The sequence below is a fragment of the Vreelandella sp. EE27 genome, assembly GCF_968206495.1.
In genome coordinates this window covers 1,165,228-1,183,346 of record NZ_OZ309109.1, presented here as the reverse complement: position 1 = coordinate 1,183,346, position 18,119 = coordinate 1,165,228, and the positions used below count along the sequence as shown (strand labels likewise).

The window sequence follows — 18,119 nt, the reverse complement described above, 5'->3', positions numbered from 1 at the left end:
GCTATCGCGGGGCTTTTTTATGCGGTGCCGAAATGAACGACCCGCCTGACCTCAACACAGGATTAGAGCTGCGCGTCGAGCCACTTCTTCACTGCGAACTGATCCTGAGAGCCTGCGGGCAGCTCGTCGCGAATCAGCTCTTCACCCTTATGCAGCGCCGTGATGGGCGCCGATGCGGAAAGCACCATGTTCAGCATATAAAGCACTTCGTTACCCTGCTTGGGGTCGAACGAGGTGCTTTCTTCCGGCTCACCGCTGACCCGCGGGTCGTTACCGGGGATATCGTCCCATTGATAGTGGTCCAGGCTCAGGTTGATACGCTGAAAGTCCGCCATTTTATACCTCGATCATCCAATGAATGTTTTTGCTCCATTACAACCGGCCGCTTTTCACGGGCCGCGTTGTCGCTAGCTGTATTAGCGTAGCAAAGATATGAGATTTCGCGCGGTAAAACCCGACGTTTCACTGCCTGCAGACAGGCGCGGCAAGGCCTTGGCCGGCAAACCATAGCGTGGTTATTCAATCCCTGACCCGCGGCGGCTTCTCGGGCCACTCATTCAGCGAAATTTCGCCCTCGATGGCGTCGATCACTTCATCGAATTGATCCGCGCAGTGTTTGAACCCGCACTCCCAGACCACGATGACCCGCCAGCCCAGGGCCTCGAGCTCAGCGCGTTTGCGCGCGTCGCGCTCCACGGTCTCGCCCAGCTTTTGCTGCCAGAACGTTTTTTGACTCGCCGGCGTGGTCGCGTAAAAGCAGCCTTCATGACTGTGCCAAAAACAGCCGTTCACGAACAGCGCCACCTGATAAAGCGGCAGTGCGAGATCCGGCTTGCCAGGCAGCTCTTTTGAGTGGGCCTCAAACGATATATAGCGCTTTTCGAGCTCGCTCTGAACGAACCGTTCCGGGGCGGTATTCTTGCCCTTGATGGAAGCCATCATTTTCGATCGCGTAAAACGATCAACAATGTCCGTCATGGCGCTGCTCGACAGTGCGGTTTATAAAGTGACACGGGCACCTGGTAAAAGTGCCCGTGGCGTCTCGATCAGTCTCTACGCTTCTTTGTTTTTATCTTGCTCGATTTCGACAGCGGCAAGAATTCGCGGCTCCATCAGCCTGGCGACGGCTTCGAACACCGGGACGACAACGGAATTACCAAACTGGCGGTAAGCCTGGGTATCCGACACCGGAATGACGAAGTGGCTATCACCGGGCTTATCAAAGCCCATCAACCGGGCACACTCCTGCGGCGTCAAACGCCTGGGCCGATACTGCTGGTTGGCATCGCTGTAGAAATCCTGGCCTTGATCGAAGCCGCGGTCCACCAGAATTTCCGAGCCATCCTTGTGGTAACGCGCGGAAAGAGTACGGGCTACATCGTGATGGCGGGTGAGGCCAAAACCGAAGCCGTTGCCCTTCTCGCGATGCTTTTGCGCGTATTTATAAAGATACTCCCAAAGCTTTGGCGTCAGGATGTATTTGTCATCCACTTTCGCATCGAGAATATCCCCAAAGGAAGGCGGCTTTTCCGGGTACATGTTGGCGATGTCTTTCAGGGTAAAGCCTTCATGCACGTTCAAATCACGCCGAAAGCCCACCAGCACGATCCGCTCGCGGTGCTGCGGTATGAAGTACTTGGCATCGATGACCTTCGGGTCGCGCCCCTTGGGCGCATCGACGTCGGCCACCTCATAACCAAGCTCATCGAGCGCCTCGCAAATCACCCGAAAGGTTTTGCCCTTGTCGTGGCTTTTGAGGTTTTTCACATTCTCCAGCAAAAAAGCCGCGGGCCGCTTGGCCGCTAGAATCCGCGCCACATCGAAGAAAAGCGTGCCCTGGGCGTCGCACTCGAAGCCATGCTTGCGGCCCAGTGAGTTCTTTTTCGATACCCCCGCCAGCGAAAACGGCTGGCAAGGAAATCCGGCCAATAACACGTCGTGGTCCGGCACCTGCTGGTCGATGTGCTGGTAAGCGGTGTCTTCATCGATCTCGAGGTTCGCGCTCAGGGTAATCTCGCGAATATCCTCGTTGAAGCGGTGCTTTTGCGGGTCGCAGAAGTGGTTGGCCTTGTAGGTGCGAACGGCGTATTTGTTCCACTCGGAGGTCAGCACGCACTCGCCGCCAATCGCCTCGAAGCCTTTTCTGATCCCACCGATGCCGGCGAACAGGTCGACGAAGCGAAACGCGGGCTTGAGATCGTTGGCCTTGGGCGTGGGCAACATACTGATCATGCGCCGGTAGGCGGCGTGGGTAACCCGGGGCTCGGCCTTGCCTTTCGCCCAACGGTTGATGGTTTCCCGACACCAGCTGCCTTTATCGACTTCCGCCAGCGCTTCGGCGATGGTCCGCTGATCGTAGATTTCCAAAAGCCTATCCAGCAACGCCTTCTCGTCCAGCGCCTCATAGGGCGACACCCCGGCGCCCACCGGGGCCTGAGTGACGTGTGAATCGGTTTCTTTGTCGAAGTCGGAAAGCAGCGCCATGGTTTTTCTCTGGGTCAAGTGTGTGACGAGAGGTCACGATTGTAGACGCGCCATACGCTATCCGCGAGGCTTTTAAGGCAAAGCTGGGTAGCCTTCCGCCTTTTCCCGTTGGCGTATCAGGCTAAAAATCCGTTACGAACCAGTGGTCCCAGCCAATTGGCCTAAGCCATTGTAAAACCTACCCTGGCGCCATAGGCTATTAAAACAGCATGCTCTTATGTGCCTCTCAATAAGACGCCCCTCTATCCAACAAAACGAACAGAAGAGCCCAACATGACTGAGTTGGCCACACGCCATAGCTCGCGCAATACCCATGTATTGACGATTTTCACAGCGGTAACGAACGTTGGCGACGGCGTACTTAAAGTCGCGCTGCCCGTCATAGCCACCACCCTCACGCAATCTCCCCTGCTTGTATCACTAGTCGCCGTGTCGATGACGCTGCCCTGGCTATTGGCAGCGCTTCACGTGGGCGTGGTCGTCGACCGGATGGACCGGCGACGGCTGCTATGGGCTTCAAGCATCGTTCGATTGGGAATTCTGGCCGGCCTATTGCTAGCCGCTCTCTACGGCTACCTGGGGCTGGCGGTGCTGCTAGCGGTAGGTTTATCGCTGGGTATGACGGATGTTCTCACTCAGCTCTCGGCCTTCGCCCTGGTGCCGGATGCCGTGGACAAAGCGGACCGCGAGCGGGCCAATGCATGGATGACGGGCGCCGAAACGGTATGCAACGAGTTTTTGGGTCCACTGATCGGCGGCGCTTTGATCACTGTCGGCACGATCTACGCGCTAATGGTCGGGCTGGGCAGCTATGCCAGTGCCGGTGTGGTCCTCTGCCTGTTAGTCGGCATCGCGAGCGTGCCTCATCGCCAAACAGCGCGTCGAACATCGATGCATCAGCAGATCGCCGAAGGCATCGCTTATCTTTGGCATAACAAGGTGCTGCGCCTAATGGCACTGACACTACCGATCATGTCGGCGAGCTGGGCCGCCTGGTTCGCCCTGATGCCTCTTTATGCAAGCCAGGTCATGGAGATCGATGCCGGCACCTATGGCTTCATGGTCAGCGCCCTGGGCGTGGGCGGCATCATGGGCGCCATACTGGCACGGCCGCTGAATCGATTGCTGGGCCGAAAGCCGGTCATGGTGCTCGATATCGTTGGCACCATTCTTCTCGTCGGGGTTCCAGCGCTAACCTCCGAGCTTTGGCTGATTTCCCTGGGCGCCTTCCTTGGCGGCCTTGGCGGCACTTTATGGGCCGTTAACTCTCGGACGATCAGCCAGCAACTGGTCCCGTCCCACCTCTTGGGCCGTTACAGCTCGGCGGCACGAATGCTTCAGTGGGGCGCCATGCCGTTAGGCTCTCTACTCGCCGGCGGGCTGGCCGAATATTTCTCTATCGAGTTTGCCCTGGGCGTGTTCTCGGTCGCATCCTTCTTGCTGATACTTCCCTTCTGGACACTCTTTAGCTACCGGGAATAGTTTAAAGTCGCTTCCTACCCACCCCTGGTTCAGCCCTGCCAGCGCTCTCGCTCTACCAGCCAAGCGTAAGGATGTATGAAGTATTGGACAAAGAGTCAGCAAGGAGTCGCACCCCAAGCGCCGTGGAGCTCACAAGGGAGCCTGCAGGACGTTCGAATTTTGGGAAAGACGGCGGTCTCAATGAGCAAGTGCAACACCTAACTCATCAGGTACGGTGTTGCTCATCAGGTACGGTGTTGCACTTGCTCATTGAGGCCACCATGGCATTAGAGGCTTTTACATTGAAGAGGTTAAAACAGACGTAAGTATTCTAAAAGTACCTGTTCATCCGTATATCAAAACTTGTAGATGATTTGATTGAAAAAGCAGATAAAGAAGGGTTCTTGATTCATAGTCCAGGCGGTAACAAATACGGCATCCGCTCTGATTCTATAAGCAAAGCTTGCGGCAGACTCAAAAAGAAACAGGATACAGCGAGCGTTACGTTTTTCATAGCATACGCAAAACAGTAATCACGATGCTCTAACCTAACGATGTACCCCCCCTCACAATCGCTTCGATTGTAGGAAAAAAACGGGTACAGTGACGTTCGACATTTATAGTGAAGGCGCAAGCGCGAAGCAAAAGCTTGATGCTATAAAAACACTCCCAGCCTACTCTCCCTTCCTATTTACTATGCGGACGCTTTAAAAAGGCGCTCGCAAGCTCGCTTAGTTATTGAGAAGCAAGGGGGCCGCGCTTAGCGAAAGTCGATAAATAGATAAAAAATATTTACAACATAAACTAGCAAAGCTAAAATGCAAATTAAAACTTGCATCCATGGACTTGACGAAACACTGAACAAGACTGGCAGTTTTTATCTAACATTAAACTATGAATTTTCTTAGAAAAAGGCGAAATAAAAAATGCAGTACTTAAAATCCTCCCTTACTTTCATAATATCTATTGTCTGCATCGAATTACTAATAGCAGGCTTTTTTTCGGCCACAAGCATACACTTACCAGTGGTATTTAGCTGGGTAATTAGCACCATTATATTTGGCTTACCTACAATAATTACATCTTTCGTTTCAAAAACGAAAAAAGAAAACATAATTGTCAGTGTAGCCATATCTTTTATTTTTTATTTATTTACTACGCAAGCTATAACCCAAGACCTATTTTATACATTATTCCGTCCGATAACACTTTTAGTTATCTTAACACCAGTAATAGCGACAATTTTATTTGGTCAGCATAACAAAATCTCCACAAGCCATATTAAAAATGATGGCGCAGGCAATAAAAAAAATAGCTTAAACGTTACAAGAATAAATGTTACTGCAATTGAAAGTCAGCATAGGGATGATTCAAGCGTGAGTGTTGAAACAGATGTAAGACACTCTACTTCATATGTTGGCAATGACATGGTTCGAATCCCGTACACTGTCGTCAACTCCAAAACTAACGTTAGGAAAATCCAAGACATTTGGTATCAAGATAAAGAGGGCTCTGAAAGCAAGCTTCGACTTGTTAACACAGAACTTAGCGTCCGCCAGGGCCATGAGCTATCTTTATTTTTAACTGAGGGAGAATACCTCGATTTTATAAAAAACGAAATGACAGGTGATATCGTCTCTACTGAAAGCTATTTAATTTCTGGTGATGATATTTCAGCCAGTAATCTTTTAGACAAAACAATTTATTTATCGCTTTTTGGAGCATTCCCTTATCTAGGTTCCCTTATGATAATTTTAAGCACATTTACAACTTATAACTATTTAAACAAGCCTATTAAACGGCCTTACCTTGGGCGTGCGACTATCTATGCTTACCTAGCAGCAAGTTTAGCTTCTTTTTTATTCTCAGGAGTTATGGTCGAAAAACTCATGACGGGTGATTTAATGGGCGTTATAACTACTGGTGCAACATCAGCAATTACTATTGGAGTATTATTATCCATCGGATTTTCCATTACGTCATCAAAAGCGAACGAAGAAAAGCAAAAGTACTATCAATATATAAAAACAACTTTTAAGTAAAAGCTCAACAGTCATTCATTGATAAAAAGTTATTAAAATTAAAAAGCTCGTACTATACGAGCTTTTTTATTCTACTTGGCCGCAGAAACTGAGTGCAACACCTGAGTATTTCGCTAAGGTGTTGTCCCATGTCTTACCTCGAACTCAGCATTGAAGAACGTGCCAGCATCCAAGTAGGTCAAGCCCAAGGGATGAGCCTTCGGCATATTGTCCAGCTCTTAGGGCGAGCTCCTTCAACCGTATCTCGTGAAATACGCCGTAACCAAATGACCCAGAACGGTTACTGTGCCCGCCACGCCCAACGTCAGCGAAAAAAGCGTCGAGTGGTCTGTCGTCCTGCGCGTAAGCTTTTGCTAGGCACCGAGCGATTTGATCTCATCGTGCATATGTTGCGGCGACGCTTGTCTCCTGAACAAATTAGCGGCAAGCTCAAGACGATGAAACTACCTGATTTGCGCGATGCCTACGTCTGCCGAGAGACCATCTACACGGCCATTTATGCCTTGCCCGTTGGCCACCTCCGCAAGGAACTGATTCACTGCTTGCGACAAGGTAAAACCACACGCAAGCCTCGCCGTGGCGAAGTGGATCGACGTGGTCAGATTCCTGACATGGTCAGCATTCACTTACGTCCGCCCGAGGTCAGTAAGCGTGAAATGCCCGGCCACTGGGAAGGCGATCTGATTAAAGGTAAGAATAACGCGTCTGCGGTTGGCACCTTGATAGAACTTAGCAGTGGCTATCTGATCCTCGCAAAAATGGACGATGCCACCGCCACATCCGCCGTGGCAGGTTTTAGTGCCGCCCTGAACCGAATGCCGACCACCGCTCGAAAAAGCATGACCTATGATCAGGGGCGTGAAATGACACACCATGCAAAAATTACTCAAGAAACCGGTGTTGCGATTTACTTTTGCGATCCCCATAGCCCCTGGCAACGGGGAGCCAATGAGAATATCAATGGACTTATCCGTCAATATTTACCGAAAGGAACAGACCTTTCATTACATAGCCAGGAAGAGCTGGATGCCATTGCCTTTGAGCTGAATATGCGGCCTCGAAAACGCTTTGATTTTAAATGTCCGATAGAAGTGATGAGCGAGCTAATGGCCAAGTACCATGAAAGCCCATCAACCATCCAATGAGTGTGTTGCACTCAGAGTCTGCATCCGCCCACGCTGAGGAGGGGGGGAATTATTCACCCAGCCACATGGGAACGCTTTGCAGGGGCGCATGTGTTTGGCCGAAAACTTAGGCGCGGTGAAAGACTGTGGTGCGGTGAAGCAATAGGAGAATGGATATTTGCTACCCGCGGACATCGTATCGGACATGCATACGCTTGGTGGATGGTGGAAGCGGAGTTTGGGACTTGGACGCCTGAGCAAGGATATACTGATGCCACACCAATGACGAGACAACAATGGTTAAGCCACTGGCACAACGTTTAGGGTCTGGAGGCAGCCAAGATACCGCTACCGTAAACTCGGTGGCGGTTTTTTCATTTTTTATTTCTAGCTTTTACCTGTTTATGGACTTAGGAAGTGATGAGATGCAGTTTGATCAGTTTAATCAGTCCCTCTCACCATTATGTTTTTGAGTGATCCTCTCTCCTTACCACCACGTAGCGGGGGACGAAGACCAAGTGATTAAACTGGTCAAACTGAAAATTTCAAAAATTTTCGCGCGCTAGCTCAAGGGTTACTTTAATACATCGATATATTTAAAAATAAGGGTGGGGGGCGGAGGGTAAGTAACGTATTAACTTATTCATGCACAAAGAGCTTGACTTGGTTTTTATTTAGCGGCTTTGATGCTCTCGAACTCTCACACAGCCCTCATAGTAAACGCGCCCAAAGTCGTCTGCCTCTGCACGTTGTTGCGAAGCAGAACGATGGTATGGACGTTGGTAAGCTTCAGCCACCATTGTTTCAAGTTTAACTCCATTAAATGAGCTAAACCCTTCACTCGCCTCAGAGAAAAACTCCAACGTTTCCTCCTGACTATTCCCATCATATCGAAGCATCATAGCTCCCTCAGCCATATCGCCAGAGGCAGCACATAAGCGATGCTCTTCATCACTTATACCCGCCAGCACCGCTGTACTGTGGCCAAACAATATCGCCAAGAATAGTGGTGATACAGACTTTTTCATAAAACACCTTTAACAAAGGATAAATTTTTTCTTAGGAATTTATACCAATGATTCTTAGCCAGAACAAGCATTTCGTTAATGGTGGACTGGATGGTGGGCACAACAAAAAACCAGCCGTAAGTGGCTGGTTTTTAAGAAATATTGGCGGAGGGGGAGGGATTCGAACCCTCGAAGCCTTGCGGCTTACACACTTTCCAGGCGTGCTCCTTCGACCACTCGGACACCCCTCCGCATTTTTCGCTCTTGGGCAAGGCGTTGCCTTTCCCTATAGAACGGCGCGTATTCTATGCGCTAAGACGTTAAATGGCAAGTCTTTTCCGCAATCAAGCCAGAACTGCGTAGGTGCCGGTGGCTTGAAAGCAGAGAACGTCGTGGCAATAAAGCTCTTGCGCCAGCGCGATACGGCCCTTGCCGCGGGCTCCAAGGCGCTCGGCAAGCTCCTCTGCCCCTTCCGGTTTGGCGGGTTTGCAAATGAGGCGATAGTCGTCGGTCACCGGGGCTAAAAACTTCTGGCCGGCATCGGCCACCACGACGTCGCGGGATAGACCCTGCTGGCGAAGCCAGAGTGTGACCCAGCACCACCCCTGCAGAGTGGCCTGCGCGGTCAATGCCCCGCCAAAGCCGGTGCCCTTATCGTTGAGCGAAGGCGTTAGCGCAAGCTCCCAAAGCAGATGGCCGTTGCTTTGGCTCATCTGCTTAAGGCCAAGGGATTCGACCATGGGAATCGCCTCGGTTAGCCACTGCTGAAAGGCGCCAAGGTCTTCCCTGCCCTGCTCGGGAAGCGCTAACCGAGGGTAAGGTATCCCGGGCTTACGTGATTTGCTCATGCGCCCGGCTCCCTAGCTCCAGCGCTCGACAAAATTAGCAGTGTCATGCTGCGCCAGCGGCTTGTGACGGCCACCGAGGGTGCCCAGGTAGATAAATGCCACGACCTCGTCGTCTTCCGCCAGGCTCAACCCTTTACGCACGACCGGATCAAACGCGTACTTACCACTACGCCACATCGCCCCCAGCCCCAAGGCATGGGCGGCCAGCAAGATGCCGTGAGCGGCGCAGCCCGCGGAAATCACCTGCTCCATTTTGGGCACTTTGGGAATATCCGGCGTGACGCTTGCGATGACCGCGATGATCATCGGTGCGCGCAGCGGCTTTTGGCGGGCGGCGCTCAGGGTGTCGTCCGTAGCGCTGGGGTCTTCCTGGAACTCCGCCTCGGCAAATAGCTCGCCCAAACGCTCGCGCCCTTCTCCACTGAACTCGATGAATCGCCAGGGGCGAAGCTCCTGGTGGTCCGGTGCGCGCAGCGCCGCCTGATAAAGTGCCTCGAGCTGCTCAAAGCTTGGCGCGGGCTCGGTGAGCTTACCCATAGAGCTTCGCTCGTGAAGAAGCGTCAATGCATCCATACTACGGTCCTTGGGTTGGGCCTTGAGGGGGCGTTAGCGCCCTACTCTAGCGCAATGCCTTACTGCCTTGCCAGACGCAGCGACCCGGGCGGCGCCATTCCCGGCGTTGCCCGCCAGGGGCTGATATCCAGCCCGCCGCGGCGTACGTAGCGTGCCAGCACCAAAAGCTCGGAAGGCCCTGTACGCTGCTTAAGGTCAGTGAAGATGTGCTCTACGCAGTGCTCGTGGAAATCCTGATGCTGACGAAAGCCGATCAAGTAGCGCAAAAGCCCTTCGCGATCGATTTTGGGGCCCTTGTAGCGAATCATGACGCTGCCCCAGTCCGGCTGGCCGGTGACCGGGCAGTTGGATTTTAGAAGATGCGAGTAAAGCGTTTCTTCGACCACCTCGGTGCCCGCGCTTAAATGCTCGGCGCTCGGCGTGTAATCATCGACGGCGATATCCAGGTCGTCGAGGCACTCGCCGGGCAAGCGTGAAGGCGTGAGAGCCTGATCATCGACCTCGAAAAGCTCAACGCCAACGGCTGCCCCGGCCACGCGGGAAAGATCGCTGGTCAGCACCTCGATGACCGCCTCGCGGCTCTCGAAACGGGTCTGGTTGAAGCTATTGAGGTAAAGCTTCCAGGACTTGGATTCGATCAGGTTGGGCGAGCTTGCGGGCAGCGTAAACCTGGCCACGGCGACCACGGGCTTGCCCCGCGCATTGAGCCAGGAGACCTCGAAGGCGTACCACTCGTCTGCCCCCGTGAAAGGCAGCGCGGCGTCATCGATGCCTAGCGGCGCGCGATTGGCGGCGCGGGCAATGGCAAAGAGCAGACCCGCATCGTACTGCTGCGGGTAGGCAGAATCGCGCCCCAGGGGCGCGTGTTCCAACGTATCCGGGCGATGTGCCATGAAAGACTCCTTCGATTAGCTGCGAATACCATGACCGCGCTCGAGCATGGTCAGCGCAGCGCCAAACAGCACGACGATGAACGCAAAAATCGCCGCCAGCGCCCAAACGACCGGGATGTCCGACACGCCCAGAAAGCCATAGCGGAAGACGTTCACCATGTAGAGAATCGGATTCAACATGGAGATACTTTGCCAGATATCCGGCAGCATCGAGATGGAGTAGAACACCCCGCCAAGATAGGTCAGCGGCGTGAGAATGAAGGTCGGCACAATCGAGATATCATCGAACTTGTTGGCCAGTAGCGCGTTGATGAACCCGCCAATGGAAAATAGCGCCGAGGTCAGCACGACGACCAGCACGGTCAAAAGTGGATGCTCGACGCTCAGCCGGGTAAAGAACAGCGAGACCACGGTGACGATCAGCCCCACGCCCAGGCCCCGGGCCATGCCGCCCAAAATGAAGCCGGAGAGGATCACCCAGTTGGGCATCGGTGAGACCATCATCTCCTCGATCGAGCGCTGAAACTTGTTGGAGAAGAAGCTCGAGGCAACGTTGGAGTAGCTGTTGGTGATCACCGACATCATGATCAGCCCAGGGACGATGAAATCCATGTAGCTAAAGCCGTCCATCGCGCCGATGCGCGAGCCGATCAGGTTGCCGAAGATGATGAAGTACATCGCCATGGTAATGGACGGCGGCAAGAGCGTTTGCGGCCAGATGCGTGTAAAGCGCTTGATCTCCTTGACCACCAGCGTCCAAAGCGCGATCAGGGTTTGGGTCGCATTCATGATGTCGCCTCCGGGCTGCGCTTTTCATCGATCGAGTTTTGGCTGCCTTCCACCATTGATACGAACATCTCCTCCAGGCGGTTAGCGCGGTTACGCATCGAAATCACGCTGATGCCCTGGGCGCTTAGCGCATCGAATACCGTATTGAGCGACTGGCCGCGCTGAATGGCCAACGAAAGCTGAGAAGGCTCTACTTGCTGGATCTCGAAACCGTCTATTTCGGGTATGTGCTCGATGGGCGCGGCCAAATCGAGCAGGAAGGTTTCGGTGTCGAGCTCGCCCAGCAGCTCGCGGACGCTGGTGTCGCGCACTATTGCACCGTCATTGATGATGGCGATGTTACGACAAAGGCTCTCCGCCTCTTCCAGGTAGTGCGTGGTGAGAATGATCGTGGTGCCCTCGTCGCGATTGAGGCGACGCATGTATTCCCACATGCTGCGTCTGAGCTCGATATCCACGCCGGCGGTCGGCTCATCGAGAATCAATAGTTTGGGCCGGTGCATCAAGGCGCGGGCGATCATCAGGCGCCGCTTCATGCCGCCGGAGAGCATCCGCGCGCTGCCGTTGCGCTTGTCCCAAAGCCCCAGATCGGTCAGAAGCTGCTCGGCGCGGGGCAGCGCTTCGCTGCGCTTCATGCCGTAGTAGCCCGCCTGGGCCATCACGATATCCAGCACCTTCTCGAACTGGCTGAAGTTGAACTCCTGGGGCACGACGCCAAGCTGATATTTCGCCTTGGCAAAGTCCTTATCGATGTCGATACCAAAAATGGACACCTTGCCTTCGGACTTTTGCACCAGCGAGCACACCACGCCCAGCGTGGTCGACTTGCCGGCGCCGTTCGGCCCCAGAAGCGCAAAAAAATCGCCCTGTTGGACGTCAAGATCGATGCCTTTGAGGGCGTGGAAGCCGTTGCCATACACCTTGGTAAGGCCACGGATAGACAATGCCGGTTCGGCCATGGAATGTCCTGTCAGCAAAAGAGGGGGCACAAAAAACGCTAGAGGCAACCATATCGGGGCACGAGGCGCTTTTTTCAAGCCACTGTTTCAACCACTGTGCTCTGCGCGGCGCTATTAAGCGACAGGCGGGCAGCAACGTAATTTTTTGTGATAACCCACAAACTTATAAGCAAGTCGACCTAATACTTTAGCATTATGTCTATACCCAAGCGTTATAAAGATTAGCGCGCAAGGGAATAAGCAACCATAAACGAGAAAGCCACATAATGAGCACCATGACTGCCCAGCCTCCTGTTACCACCCAAGACTCAACGACCCACCGGAGCCCTCACGATACCCAACGCGGCCTGGCCGCCATTTCGCTGCGTCGGCAGCGGTTAATCGGCATAGGCGTACTATGGCTGATACTCGCCATCATGATTACGGTCAACGCCTTACAAAGCCGAGCGCTGCTTTATCACGAGCGTGAAGAGCGCATGGTCACCGCGGTGGATATCGCCATGTCGACCCTGGAACACTTCGACGAAATGGCCCAGCAGGGAGTGATGACCCAGGAGGAGGCCAAAACCCTGGCCTTTGAAAACATCCGCGATGTGCGCTTTGGTGATGATGACAACTACCTGTTCGTGCTGTCCGGGGATTTACACATGATGGCGCATCCCAAGCGCCCAAGGGGCCAGGACCTGTCTCAGGTCACCGATGCGCAAGGCACGCTGCTTTTTCAAGCGATTCTGGACAATACCCGCGGCACCGGCAGCGGCTTTACCGACTACTACTCCAACTTCGCCCGCGGCAGTGATACCACGCCCCTGGTGCACACCTACGCCGAAGCCTACACCCCATGGGACGTTTACGTAGCCAGCGGCGTTTTCATGGGTGACATTAGCCAGACCATCATGGCGCAGCTGCTCAAGACCATTCTGGTCGGTCTGGTGGCCGGCGCGCTGGTCACGATTGCTTTCTGGGCCATGATCTCACTGATTCTACGCCGCCTGGGCGGCGAGCCGGACTACGCGGCCAACGTGGTCTCGCGTATCGCCCAGGGCGATTTGACCGCCCGGGTCGAGCTGAACGCCAACGACACCAGCAGCCTGCTGCACGATATTCAGCAAATGCGCGACAAGCTTCACACCACCATGCAAGAAATCCATGCCACCAGCGCCGCGGTGGATAGCAATTCCGGTAATATCGCGGACAGCAATCAGGAACTCTCCTCGCGCACCGACCAGCAGGCCGCGGCCATTCAGCAAACCTCCGCCAGCATGGAAGAAGTCACTGCCACCGTGCGTTTGAATGCCGATAACGTAGAGCAGGCCAAGGAGCTGGTACGAAGCGCTGGCGAAACCTCCCAGGCCGGACAAGAAGCCGTGGGTGACGCCGAGACCTCCATGCAGGCCATCATTAGCGAGGCGGCCAAAATTTCTGATATCGTCACGCTGATCGATAGCATCGCGTTCCAGACCAACATTTTGGCGCTTAACGCCTCGGTAGAAGCAGCGCGGGCCGGCGAGCATGGCCGCGGTTTTGCGGTCGTCGCCAGCGAAGTGCGCCAGCTAGCCAACCGCTCGGCCGATGCAGCCAGCGAGATCAAGACATTGATCACTACGTCCAACGCTCAGGTCGACCACGGCGCCTCGAAAGTGACGACCGCCCGGGAGCGCATGGAGCATATCGACCAGCAGATTCAGCGCATCAATGGCCTGTTTGCAGACATTACCGCGGCCACCCACGAACAAACCCAAGGCATCGAGCAGATCAACGTGGCTATCGCCCAGCTTGACCAGTCCACCCAGGACAATGCCTACATGGTTCAGCAAACGGCAACCTCCGCACAGGATCTGAAACAGCGCTCCCAGTCGCTCAACGGCGTCGTCAACTTCTTCCATCTGGGCTAGTTCAGCCCCCGCCAAGCGTTAGCGAAGCTACCCGCGTCCGGACCGGTCAACGGCCCGGACGCGGCGCAGGGTGAAGAGAAAGCCGAGTACGATTGTATAAACCGCGCGCACAGCAAAATGCCGCCGATGGGCGGTAGATAAAATCTTTGGATTAAAACGACGTAGAAGGGATCGAAGGATCTAAATTGGAGCGGGAAAAGAGATTCGAACTCTCGACCCTCGCCTTGGCAAGGCGATGCTCTACCACTGAGCTATTCCCGCTTAATACTGGCATGTTGCAGCGAAATGGCGTCCCATAGGGGGTTCGAACCCCTGTTACCGCCGTGAAAGGGCGGTGTCCTGGACCACTAGACGAATGGGACACGTCTTGGAGCGGGAAAAGAGATTCGAACTCTCGACCCTCGCCTTGGCAAGGCGATGCTCTACCACTGAGCTATTCCCGCTTCACATATTTTCGCAATCGAAGTGGCGTCCCATAGGGGGTTCGAACCCCTGTTACCGCCGTGAAAGGGCGGTGTCCTGGACCACTAGACGAATGGGACACGTCTTGGAGCGGGAAAAGAGATTCGACCGGGCTGGCGTTCCAGCTCTCGACCGGCACTTGCTTGACCACACTACCAAATTGGAGCGGGAAAAGAGATTCGAACTCTCGACCCTCGCCTTGGCAAGGCGATGCTCTACCACTGAGCTATTCCCGCACTCCGATACCTGACGATGAAGTGGCGTCCCATAGGGGGTTCGAACCCCTGTTACCGCCGTGAAAGGGCGGTGTCCTGGACCACTAGACGAATGGGACGTTTCATTGCCTCGTCGAGGTGGCGCGTATATTACTCAGAGGAGGTTTTTATGTCAAGCCACTCATCGTCAATTTGACCTTTTCCTTTTCAGCACAGCGCTTTGGGCTCCGAACGGTCTCGGGGGAAAACCCGGTATCGAGCGCACGTGGCAAGAAGCAACCTCCTCCTTTACTTCTTACTCTACTCCTGCGCTTTCTCTACACGCTTCTTTACCCAACACAAATCGACTACTTCAAACAACGGCGCGTGCTGTGCTCGCCCCCTCTGTTTGGGTAAGCGCCGCTTATAGCCTAAACTGAACCTCATACCGCCGTTGGTGGTCTGATATAAGCCGTCGATCCATTCCTATTGATTGACGGGCAAGAATTTTTCACAGCTGTACGTCATACATAAAGGGAGGCGCCCATGGCCAAAATCGATAAATCGCCGGAGCAGTGGCGCAGCGAGCTAAGCGCCGAGCAGTACCGGGTGGCGCGGGAGAAAGGCACAGAGCGCCCGTTCACCGGTGACTACCAGGTCAGCGACGAACAAGGCATCTATCACTGCACCTGCTGCCATGCGCCGCTTTTCGAAAACGAGCACAAGTTCGATGCGGGTTGCGGCTGGCCAAGCTTCGACCGCCCGCTGGGTAGTCACAGCGTAGAAGAGCACAGCGACACGAGTCACGGCATGACCCGCACCGAGGTCGTCTGCTCACACTGTGACGCCCACCTGGGTCACGTCTTTCCGGATGGTCCGCCGGAGTCCACCGGTCTTCGTTACTGCATCAACTCGGTATCGCTTGAGTTTCATCCCAACGAGTAAGCGCGCCTGAGCTTCCCGGCACGCCCCGACGGGCTGGCATTCTGATAGAATGGCAGCCCGTTTTTTTGCCTCACGTTTGAGCTCGTAGGAGATACCCATGCTCGGCTGGTTTCCCGGACACATGAACAAGGCCCGCCGCCAGATAAAGGAAGCGCTGCCGGAAATTGACGTGGTCATCGAGGTCCTCGATGCGCGTCTGCCCTACTCCAGCGCCAACCCGATGCTGGCCGAGCTAACACGCCACAAGCCGGTGCTGAAGATTCTCACCCGAGCGGACCTGGCCGACCCCGCGCGCACCCAGGAGTGGGTCGACTACTTCGATGCCCAGGCAGATACCCGGGCGCTGGCGGTGACCACCACGCAAAGCCGCGAGCTCAAGCAGATCCCCGCGCTTTGCCATACCCTGGCCGGCGCCGTACGCGCCGACCGCGACGTGCGCGTGATGGTGATGGGCATACCCAACGTCGGGAAATCCACGTTGATCAACGGCCTGGCCGGGCGCAAGATCGCCAAGACCGGCAACGAGCCCGCGGTGACCAAGCGCCAGCAGAAGGTGCGTATCGACGGACGCGTAGCGCTGATCGACACCCCCGGAGTGCTCTGGCCCAAGATCGAAGACCAGGCAAGCGCCTACCGCTTGGCCGCCAGCGGCGCGATCCGCGATACCGCCATCGAGTATACCGATGTCGGTATCGTCGCCAGCGCCGAGCTTGCCAAGCGCTACCCCGAGGCGCTCACCGCACGCTACAAGCTCAAGGACTTGCCCGTTTTCGAGGCGCCGGAAAAACCTCAGGACGTGGACGCCGACGGCCCGGCGCGGCCGGACTTTCTCGCCCTGGCAGGCTTTGACGGCCACGCGATTTTAAAAGAAATTGCCGCCAAACGCGGCGGGCTGCGCGCCGGTGGTGTGGTCGACCTACACCGCGGTGCCGAGGTGCTGCTGCACGAGCTGCGCGACGGCAAGCTTGGCCGTATTACGCTGGAAACGCCGGACGACATTCCCGCCACGCCTTTGCACGATGACGCCGAGATTGACGCAGACAGCGAAAGCCCCTCAGCGCATAATGGCGAACGACCTATTGACCGCTAACCCTACTGATCAAGGTAGTTTGGGACACTTCATGGATACGCCGCAGCCTGTAGAATCGCAGCCCTCAGAGCCCCAGCCGCTCAAGAAATCTCACAAATTGCATAATGTCTGCTACGACATCCGCGGGCCCGTTCTCGACCACGCCAAGCGCCTGGAAGACGAAGGGCAACGGATTTTGAAGCTCAATATCGGCAACCCCGCCCCCTTCGGGTTCGAAGCGCCGGAAGAGATTTTGCAAGACGTGATGCGCAACCTCCCCACGGCGCAAGGCTACTGCGATTCCAAGGGACTCTATTCGGCGCGCAAGGCGATCATGCAGGAGTGTCAGCGCAAAAATATCCCGGGCGTGGGGATCGAGGACATCTACATCGGCAACGGCGTTTCCGAGCTGATCGTGATGTGCATGCAAGCGCTTTTAAACGATGGCGACGAAGTCCTGATCCCCGCGCCGGACTACCCGCTTTGGACCGCCTCGGCCCACCTTTCCGGCGGCCACGGCGTTCATTACCGCTGCGATGAGCAGGCCGACTGGACGCCGGACATCGCCGATATTCGTGCCAAGGTCACCAGCCGTACCCGGGCGATCGTACTGATCAACCCCAACAACCCGACCGGCGCGGTCTATCCACCGGAAGTCGTCAAGGAAGTCTTGAAAGTCGCCCAGGAGCATCACCTGGTGGTTTTCTCGGATGAAATCTACGACAAGATTCTGTACGACGGCGTCGAGCATACGGCGACCGGGGCGCTGGCCGACGACGACCAGCTCGTGATCACCATGAACGGGCTTTCCAAAAGCTACCGCTGCGCCGGGTTTCGCTCGGGCTGGATGACCATTTCCGGAACGCTTGCCAAGCAGCGCGCCCGGGATTTCATTCAGGGGCTGACCATGCTCGCCTCGATGCGCCTGTGCGCCAACGTACCGGCCCAGCACGCCATTCAAACCGCGCTGGGCGGCTACCAGTCGATCAACGACCTGGTACTGCCCGGCGGGCGGCTGCTGGCCCAGCGCGATATTACCGTGGAGAAGCTCAGCGCGATCCCCGGGGTCTCCTGCGTGACGCCCAAGGGCGCGCTCTATGCCTTTCCCCGCCTCGACCCGACGATCTTCAACATCAAGGATGACCAGCAGCTGGTCCTGGATTTGCTACTTCAGGAGAAAATTTTGCTGGTCCAGGGCAGCGCCTTCAATGCGCCGGATACAGATCACGTGCGTATCGTCACCCTGCCCTGGGCGGACCAGCTCGGCGACGCTCTGGACCGTTTCGCCAACTTTTTATCCCGCTACCGCCAGTAAGGCCATGAAACTGCCGGGCAGCAAACGACTCTAACAGCACGGTTTTAGACATCGCCTGA

Annotated in this window: 17 protein-coding genes and 7 tRNA genes; 8 read left to right on the top strand and 16 right to left on the bottom strand. The window is 55.2% G+C overall.

Annotation, left to right across the window (positions count from 1 at the left end; all coding sequences use genetic code 11):
• Nucleotides 1-62 precede the first annotated feature (62 nt).
• The 3 genes from ACWHVV_RS05715 to dcm all read right to left on the bottom strand — a co-directional run bounded on the left by ACWHVV_RS05715 (nt 63) and on the right by dcm (nt 2,484).
• Entirely contained in the window at nt 63-335 is a 273-nt protein-coding gene (locus tag ACWHVV_RS05715) for a hypothetical protein (protein ID WP_447528199.1), read from the bottom strand.
• A gap of 184 nt (nt 336-519) precedes the next feature.
• Complete coding sequence (locus tag ACWHVV_RS05710) at nt 520-978, bottom strand: very short patch repair endonuclease (RefSeq protein ID WP_447928483.1); 459 nt, start codon at nt 976-978, stop codon at nt 520-522.
• Nucleotides 979-1,053: 75 nt separating this feature from the next.
• Nucleotides 1,054-2,484 (bottom strand): DNA (cytosine-5-)-methyltransferase, encoded by a 1,431-nt coding sequence (gene dcm, locus ACWHVV_RS05705; protein ID WP_447928482.1) that lies wholly within the window; start codon nt 2,482-2,484, stop codon nt 1,054-1,056.
• Between the two features lie 273 nt (nt 2,485-2,757).
• Between dcm and ACWHVV_RS05700 the strand changes: the two genes are divergently transcribed.
• The 4 genes from ACWHVV_RS05700 (at nt 2,758) to ACWHVV_RS05685 (ending at nt 7,584) form a co-directional block, all read left to right on the top strand.
• Nucleotides 2,758-3,966 (top strand): MFS transporter, encoded by a 1,209-nt coding sequence (locus tag ACWHVV_RS05700; RefSeq protein ID WP_447928481.1) that lies wholly within the window; start codon nt 2,758-2,760, stop codon nt 3,964-3,966.
• Between the two features lie 905 nt (nt 3,967-4,871).
• Nucleotides 4,872-5,987: a hypothetical protein gene (locus ACWHVV_RS05695; protein ID WP_447928480.1), complete on the top strand. Its 1,116-nt coding sequence runs from the start codon at nt 4,872-4,874 to the stop codon at nt 5,985-5,987.
• Between the two features lie 128 nt (nt 5,988-6,115).
• Nucleotides 6,116-7,132, top strand: coding sequence for an IS30 family transposase (locus tag ACWHVV_RS05690; RefSeq protein WP_447928479.1), 1,017 nt, complete (start codon nt 6,116-6,118; stop codon nt 7,130-7,132).
• Between the two features lie 275 nt (nt 7,133-7,407).
• Entirely contained in the window at nt 7,408-7,584 is a 177-nt protein-coding gene (locus ACWHVV_RS05685) for a hypothetical protein (RefSeq protein ID WP_447928478.1), read from the top strand.
• Nucleotides 7,585-7,785: 201 nt separating this feature from the next.
• Here ACWHVV_RS05685 and ACWHVV_RS05680 read toward each other — a convergent pair whose 3' ends face one another.
• The 7 genes from ACWHVV_RS05680 to ACWHVV_RS05650 form a co-directional block, all read right to left on the bottom strand.
• Nucleotides 7,786-8,139 (bottom strand): hypothetical protein, encoded by a 354-nt coding sequence (locus ACWHVV_RS05680; protein WP_447928477.1) that lies wholly within the window; start codon nt 8,137-8,139, stop codon nt 7,786-7,788.
• Nucleotides 8,140-8,281: 142 nt separating this feature from the next.
• Nucleotides 8,282-8,369 (bottom strand) — tRNA-Ser (locus tag ACWHVV_RS05675).
• 93 nt (nt 8,370-8,462) lie between these two features.
• Entirely contained in the window at nt 8,463-8,966 is a 504-nt protein-coding gene (locus ACWHVV_RS05670) for a YiiD C-terminal domain-containing protein (RefSeq protein ID WP_447928476.1), read from the bottom strand.
• 12 nt (nt 8,967-8,978) lie between these two features.
• Nucleotides 8,979-9,539: a nitroreductase family protein gene (locus ACWHVV_RS05665; RefSeq protein WP_447528194.1), complete on the bottom strand. Its 561-nt coding sequence runs from the start codon at nt 9,537-9,539 to the stop codon at nt 8,979-8,981.
• Nucleotides 9,540-9,598: 59 nt separating this feature from the next.
• Complete coding sequence (queF, locus tag ACWHVV_RS05660; RefSeq protein ID WP_447895509.1) at nt 9,599-10,432, bottom strand: NADPH-dependent 7-cyano-7-deazaguanine reductase QueF; 834 nt, start codon at nt 10,430-10,432, stop codon at nt 9,599-9,601.
• A gap of 15 nt (nt 10,433-10,447) precedes the next feature.
• Nucleotides 10,448-11,221, bottom strand: a complete 774-nt coding sequence (locus tag ACWHVV_RS05655; RefSeq protein WP_447928475.1) for an ABC transporter permease — start codon at nt 11,219-11,221, stop codon at nt 10,448-10,450.
• On the bottom strand, nt 11,218-12,180 hold the full coding sequence (locus ACWHVV_RS05650; RefSeq protein ID WP_447928474.1) for an ABC transporter ATP-binding protein: 963 nt from the start codon (nt 12,178-12,180) through the stop codon (nt 11,218-11,220). Before ACWHVV_RS05650 ends, ACWHVV_RS05655 begins: the two co-directional genes overlap by 4 nt.
• Nucleotides 12,181-12,446: 266 nt before the next feature.
• On the opposite strand from ACWHVV_RS05650, the gene ACWHVV_RS05645 reads away from it, so the two are divergent.
• Nucleotides 12,447-14,075 carry a methyl-accepting chemotaxis protein gene (locus ACWHVV_RS05645; RefSeq protein ID WP_447928473.1) on the top strand — a complete coding sequence of 543 codons (1,629 nt, stop codon included), beginning with the start codon at nt 12,447-12,449 and terminating at the stop codon, nt 14,073-14,075.
• Nucleotides 14,076-14,261: 186 nt separating this feature from the next.
• Here the strand turns inward: ACWHVV_RS05645 and ACWHVV_RS05640 are convergent.
• The 6 genes from ACWHVV_RS05640 to ACWHVV_RS05615 form a co-directional block, all read right to left on the bottom strand.
• Nucleotides 14,262-14,336, bottom strand: a tRNA-Gly gene (locus tag ACWHVV_RS05640).
• 25 nt (nt 14,337-14,361) lie between these two features.
• A tRNA-Glu gene (locus ACWHVV_RS05635) sits at nt 14,362-14,437 on the bottom strand.
• Nucleotides 14,438-14,443: 6 nt separating this feature from the next.
• Nucleotides 14,444-14,518 (bottom strand) — tRNA-Gly (locus tag ACWHVV_RS05630).
• Nucleotides 14,519-14,541: 23 nt separating this feature from the next.
• A tRNA-Glu gene (locus ACWHVV_RS05625) sits at nt 14,542-14,617 on the bottom strand.
• An 81-nt stretch (nt 14,618-14,698) separates the two neighbouring features.
• Nucleotides 14,699-14,773, bottom strand: a tRNA-Gly gene (locus ACWHVV_RS05620).
• 22 nt (nt 14,774-14,795) lie between these two features.
• Nucleotides 14,796-14,871 (bottom strand) — tRNA-Glu (locus tag ACWHVV_RS05615).
• Between the two features lie 406 nt (nt 14,872-15,277).
• Here ACWHVV_RS05615 and msrB point away from each other — a divergent pair.
• The 3 genes from msrB (at nt 15,278) to ACWHVV_RS05600 (ending at nt 18,060) form a co-directional block, all read left to right on the top strand.
• Nucleotides 15,278-15,676 carry a peptide-methionine (R)-S-oxide reductase MsrB gene (gene msrB / locus ACWHVV_RS05610; protein WP_447928472.1) on the top strand — a complete coding sequence of 133 codons (399 nt, stop codon included), beginning with the start codon at nt 15,278-15,280 and terminating at the stop codon, nt 15,674-15,676.
• A gap of 97 nt (nt 15,677-15,773) precedes the next feature.
• Nucleotides 15,774-16,766, top strand: coding sequence for a ribosome biogenesis GTPase YlqF (ylqF, locus tag ACWHVV_RS05605; RefSeq protein ID WP_447928471.1), 993 nt, complete (start codon nt 15,774-15,776; stop codon nt 16,764-16,766).
• Nucleotides 16,767-16,797: 31 nt separating this feature from the next.
• Entirely contained in the window at nt 16,798-18,060 is a 1,263-nt protein-coding gene (locus tag ACWHVV_RS05600) for a pyridoxal phosphate-dependent aminotransferase (RefSeq protein WP_447528188.1), read from the top strand.
• The last annotated feature ends 59 nt before the right edge of the window (nt 18,061-18,119 follow it).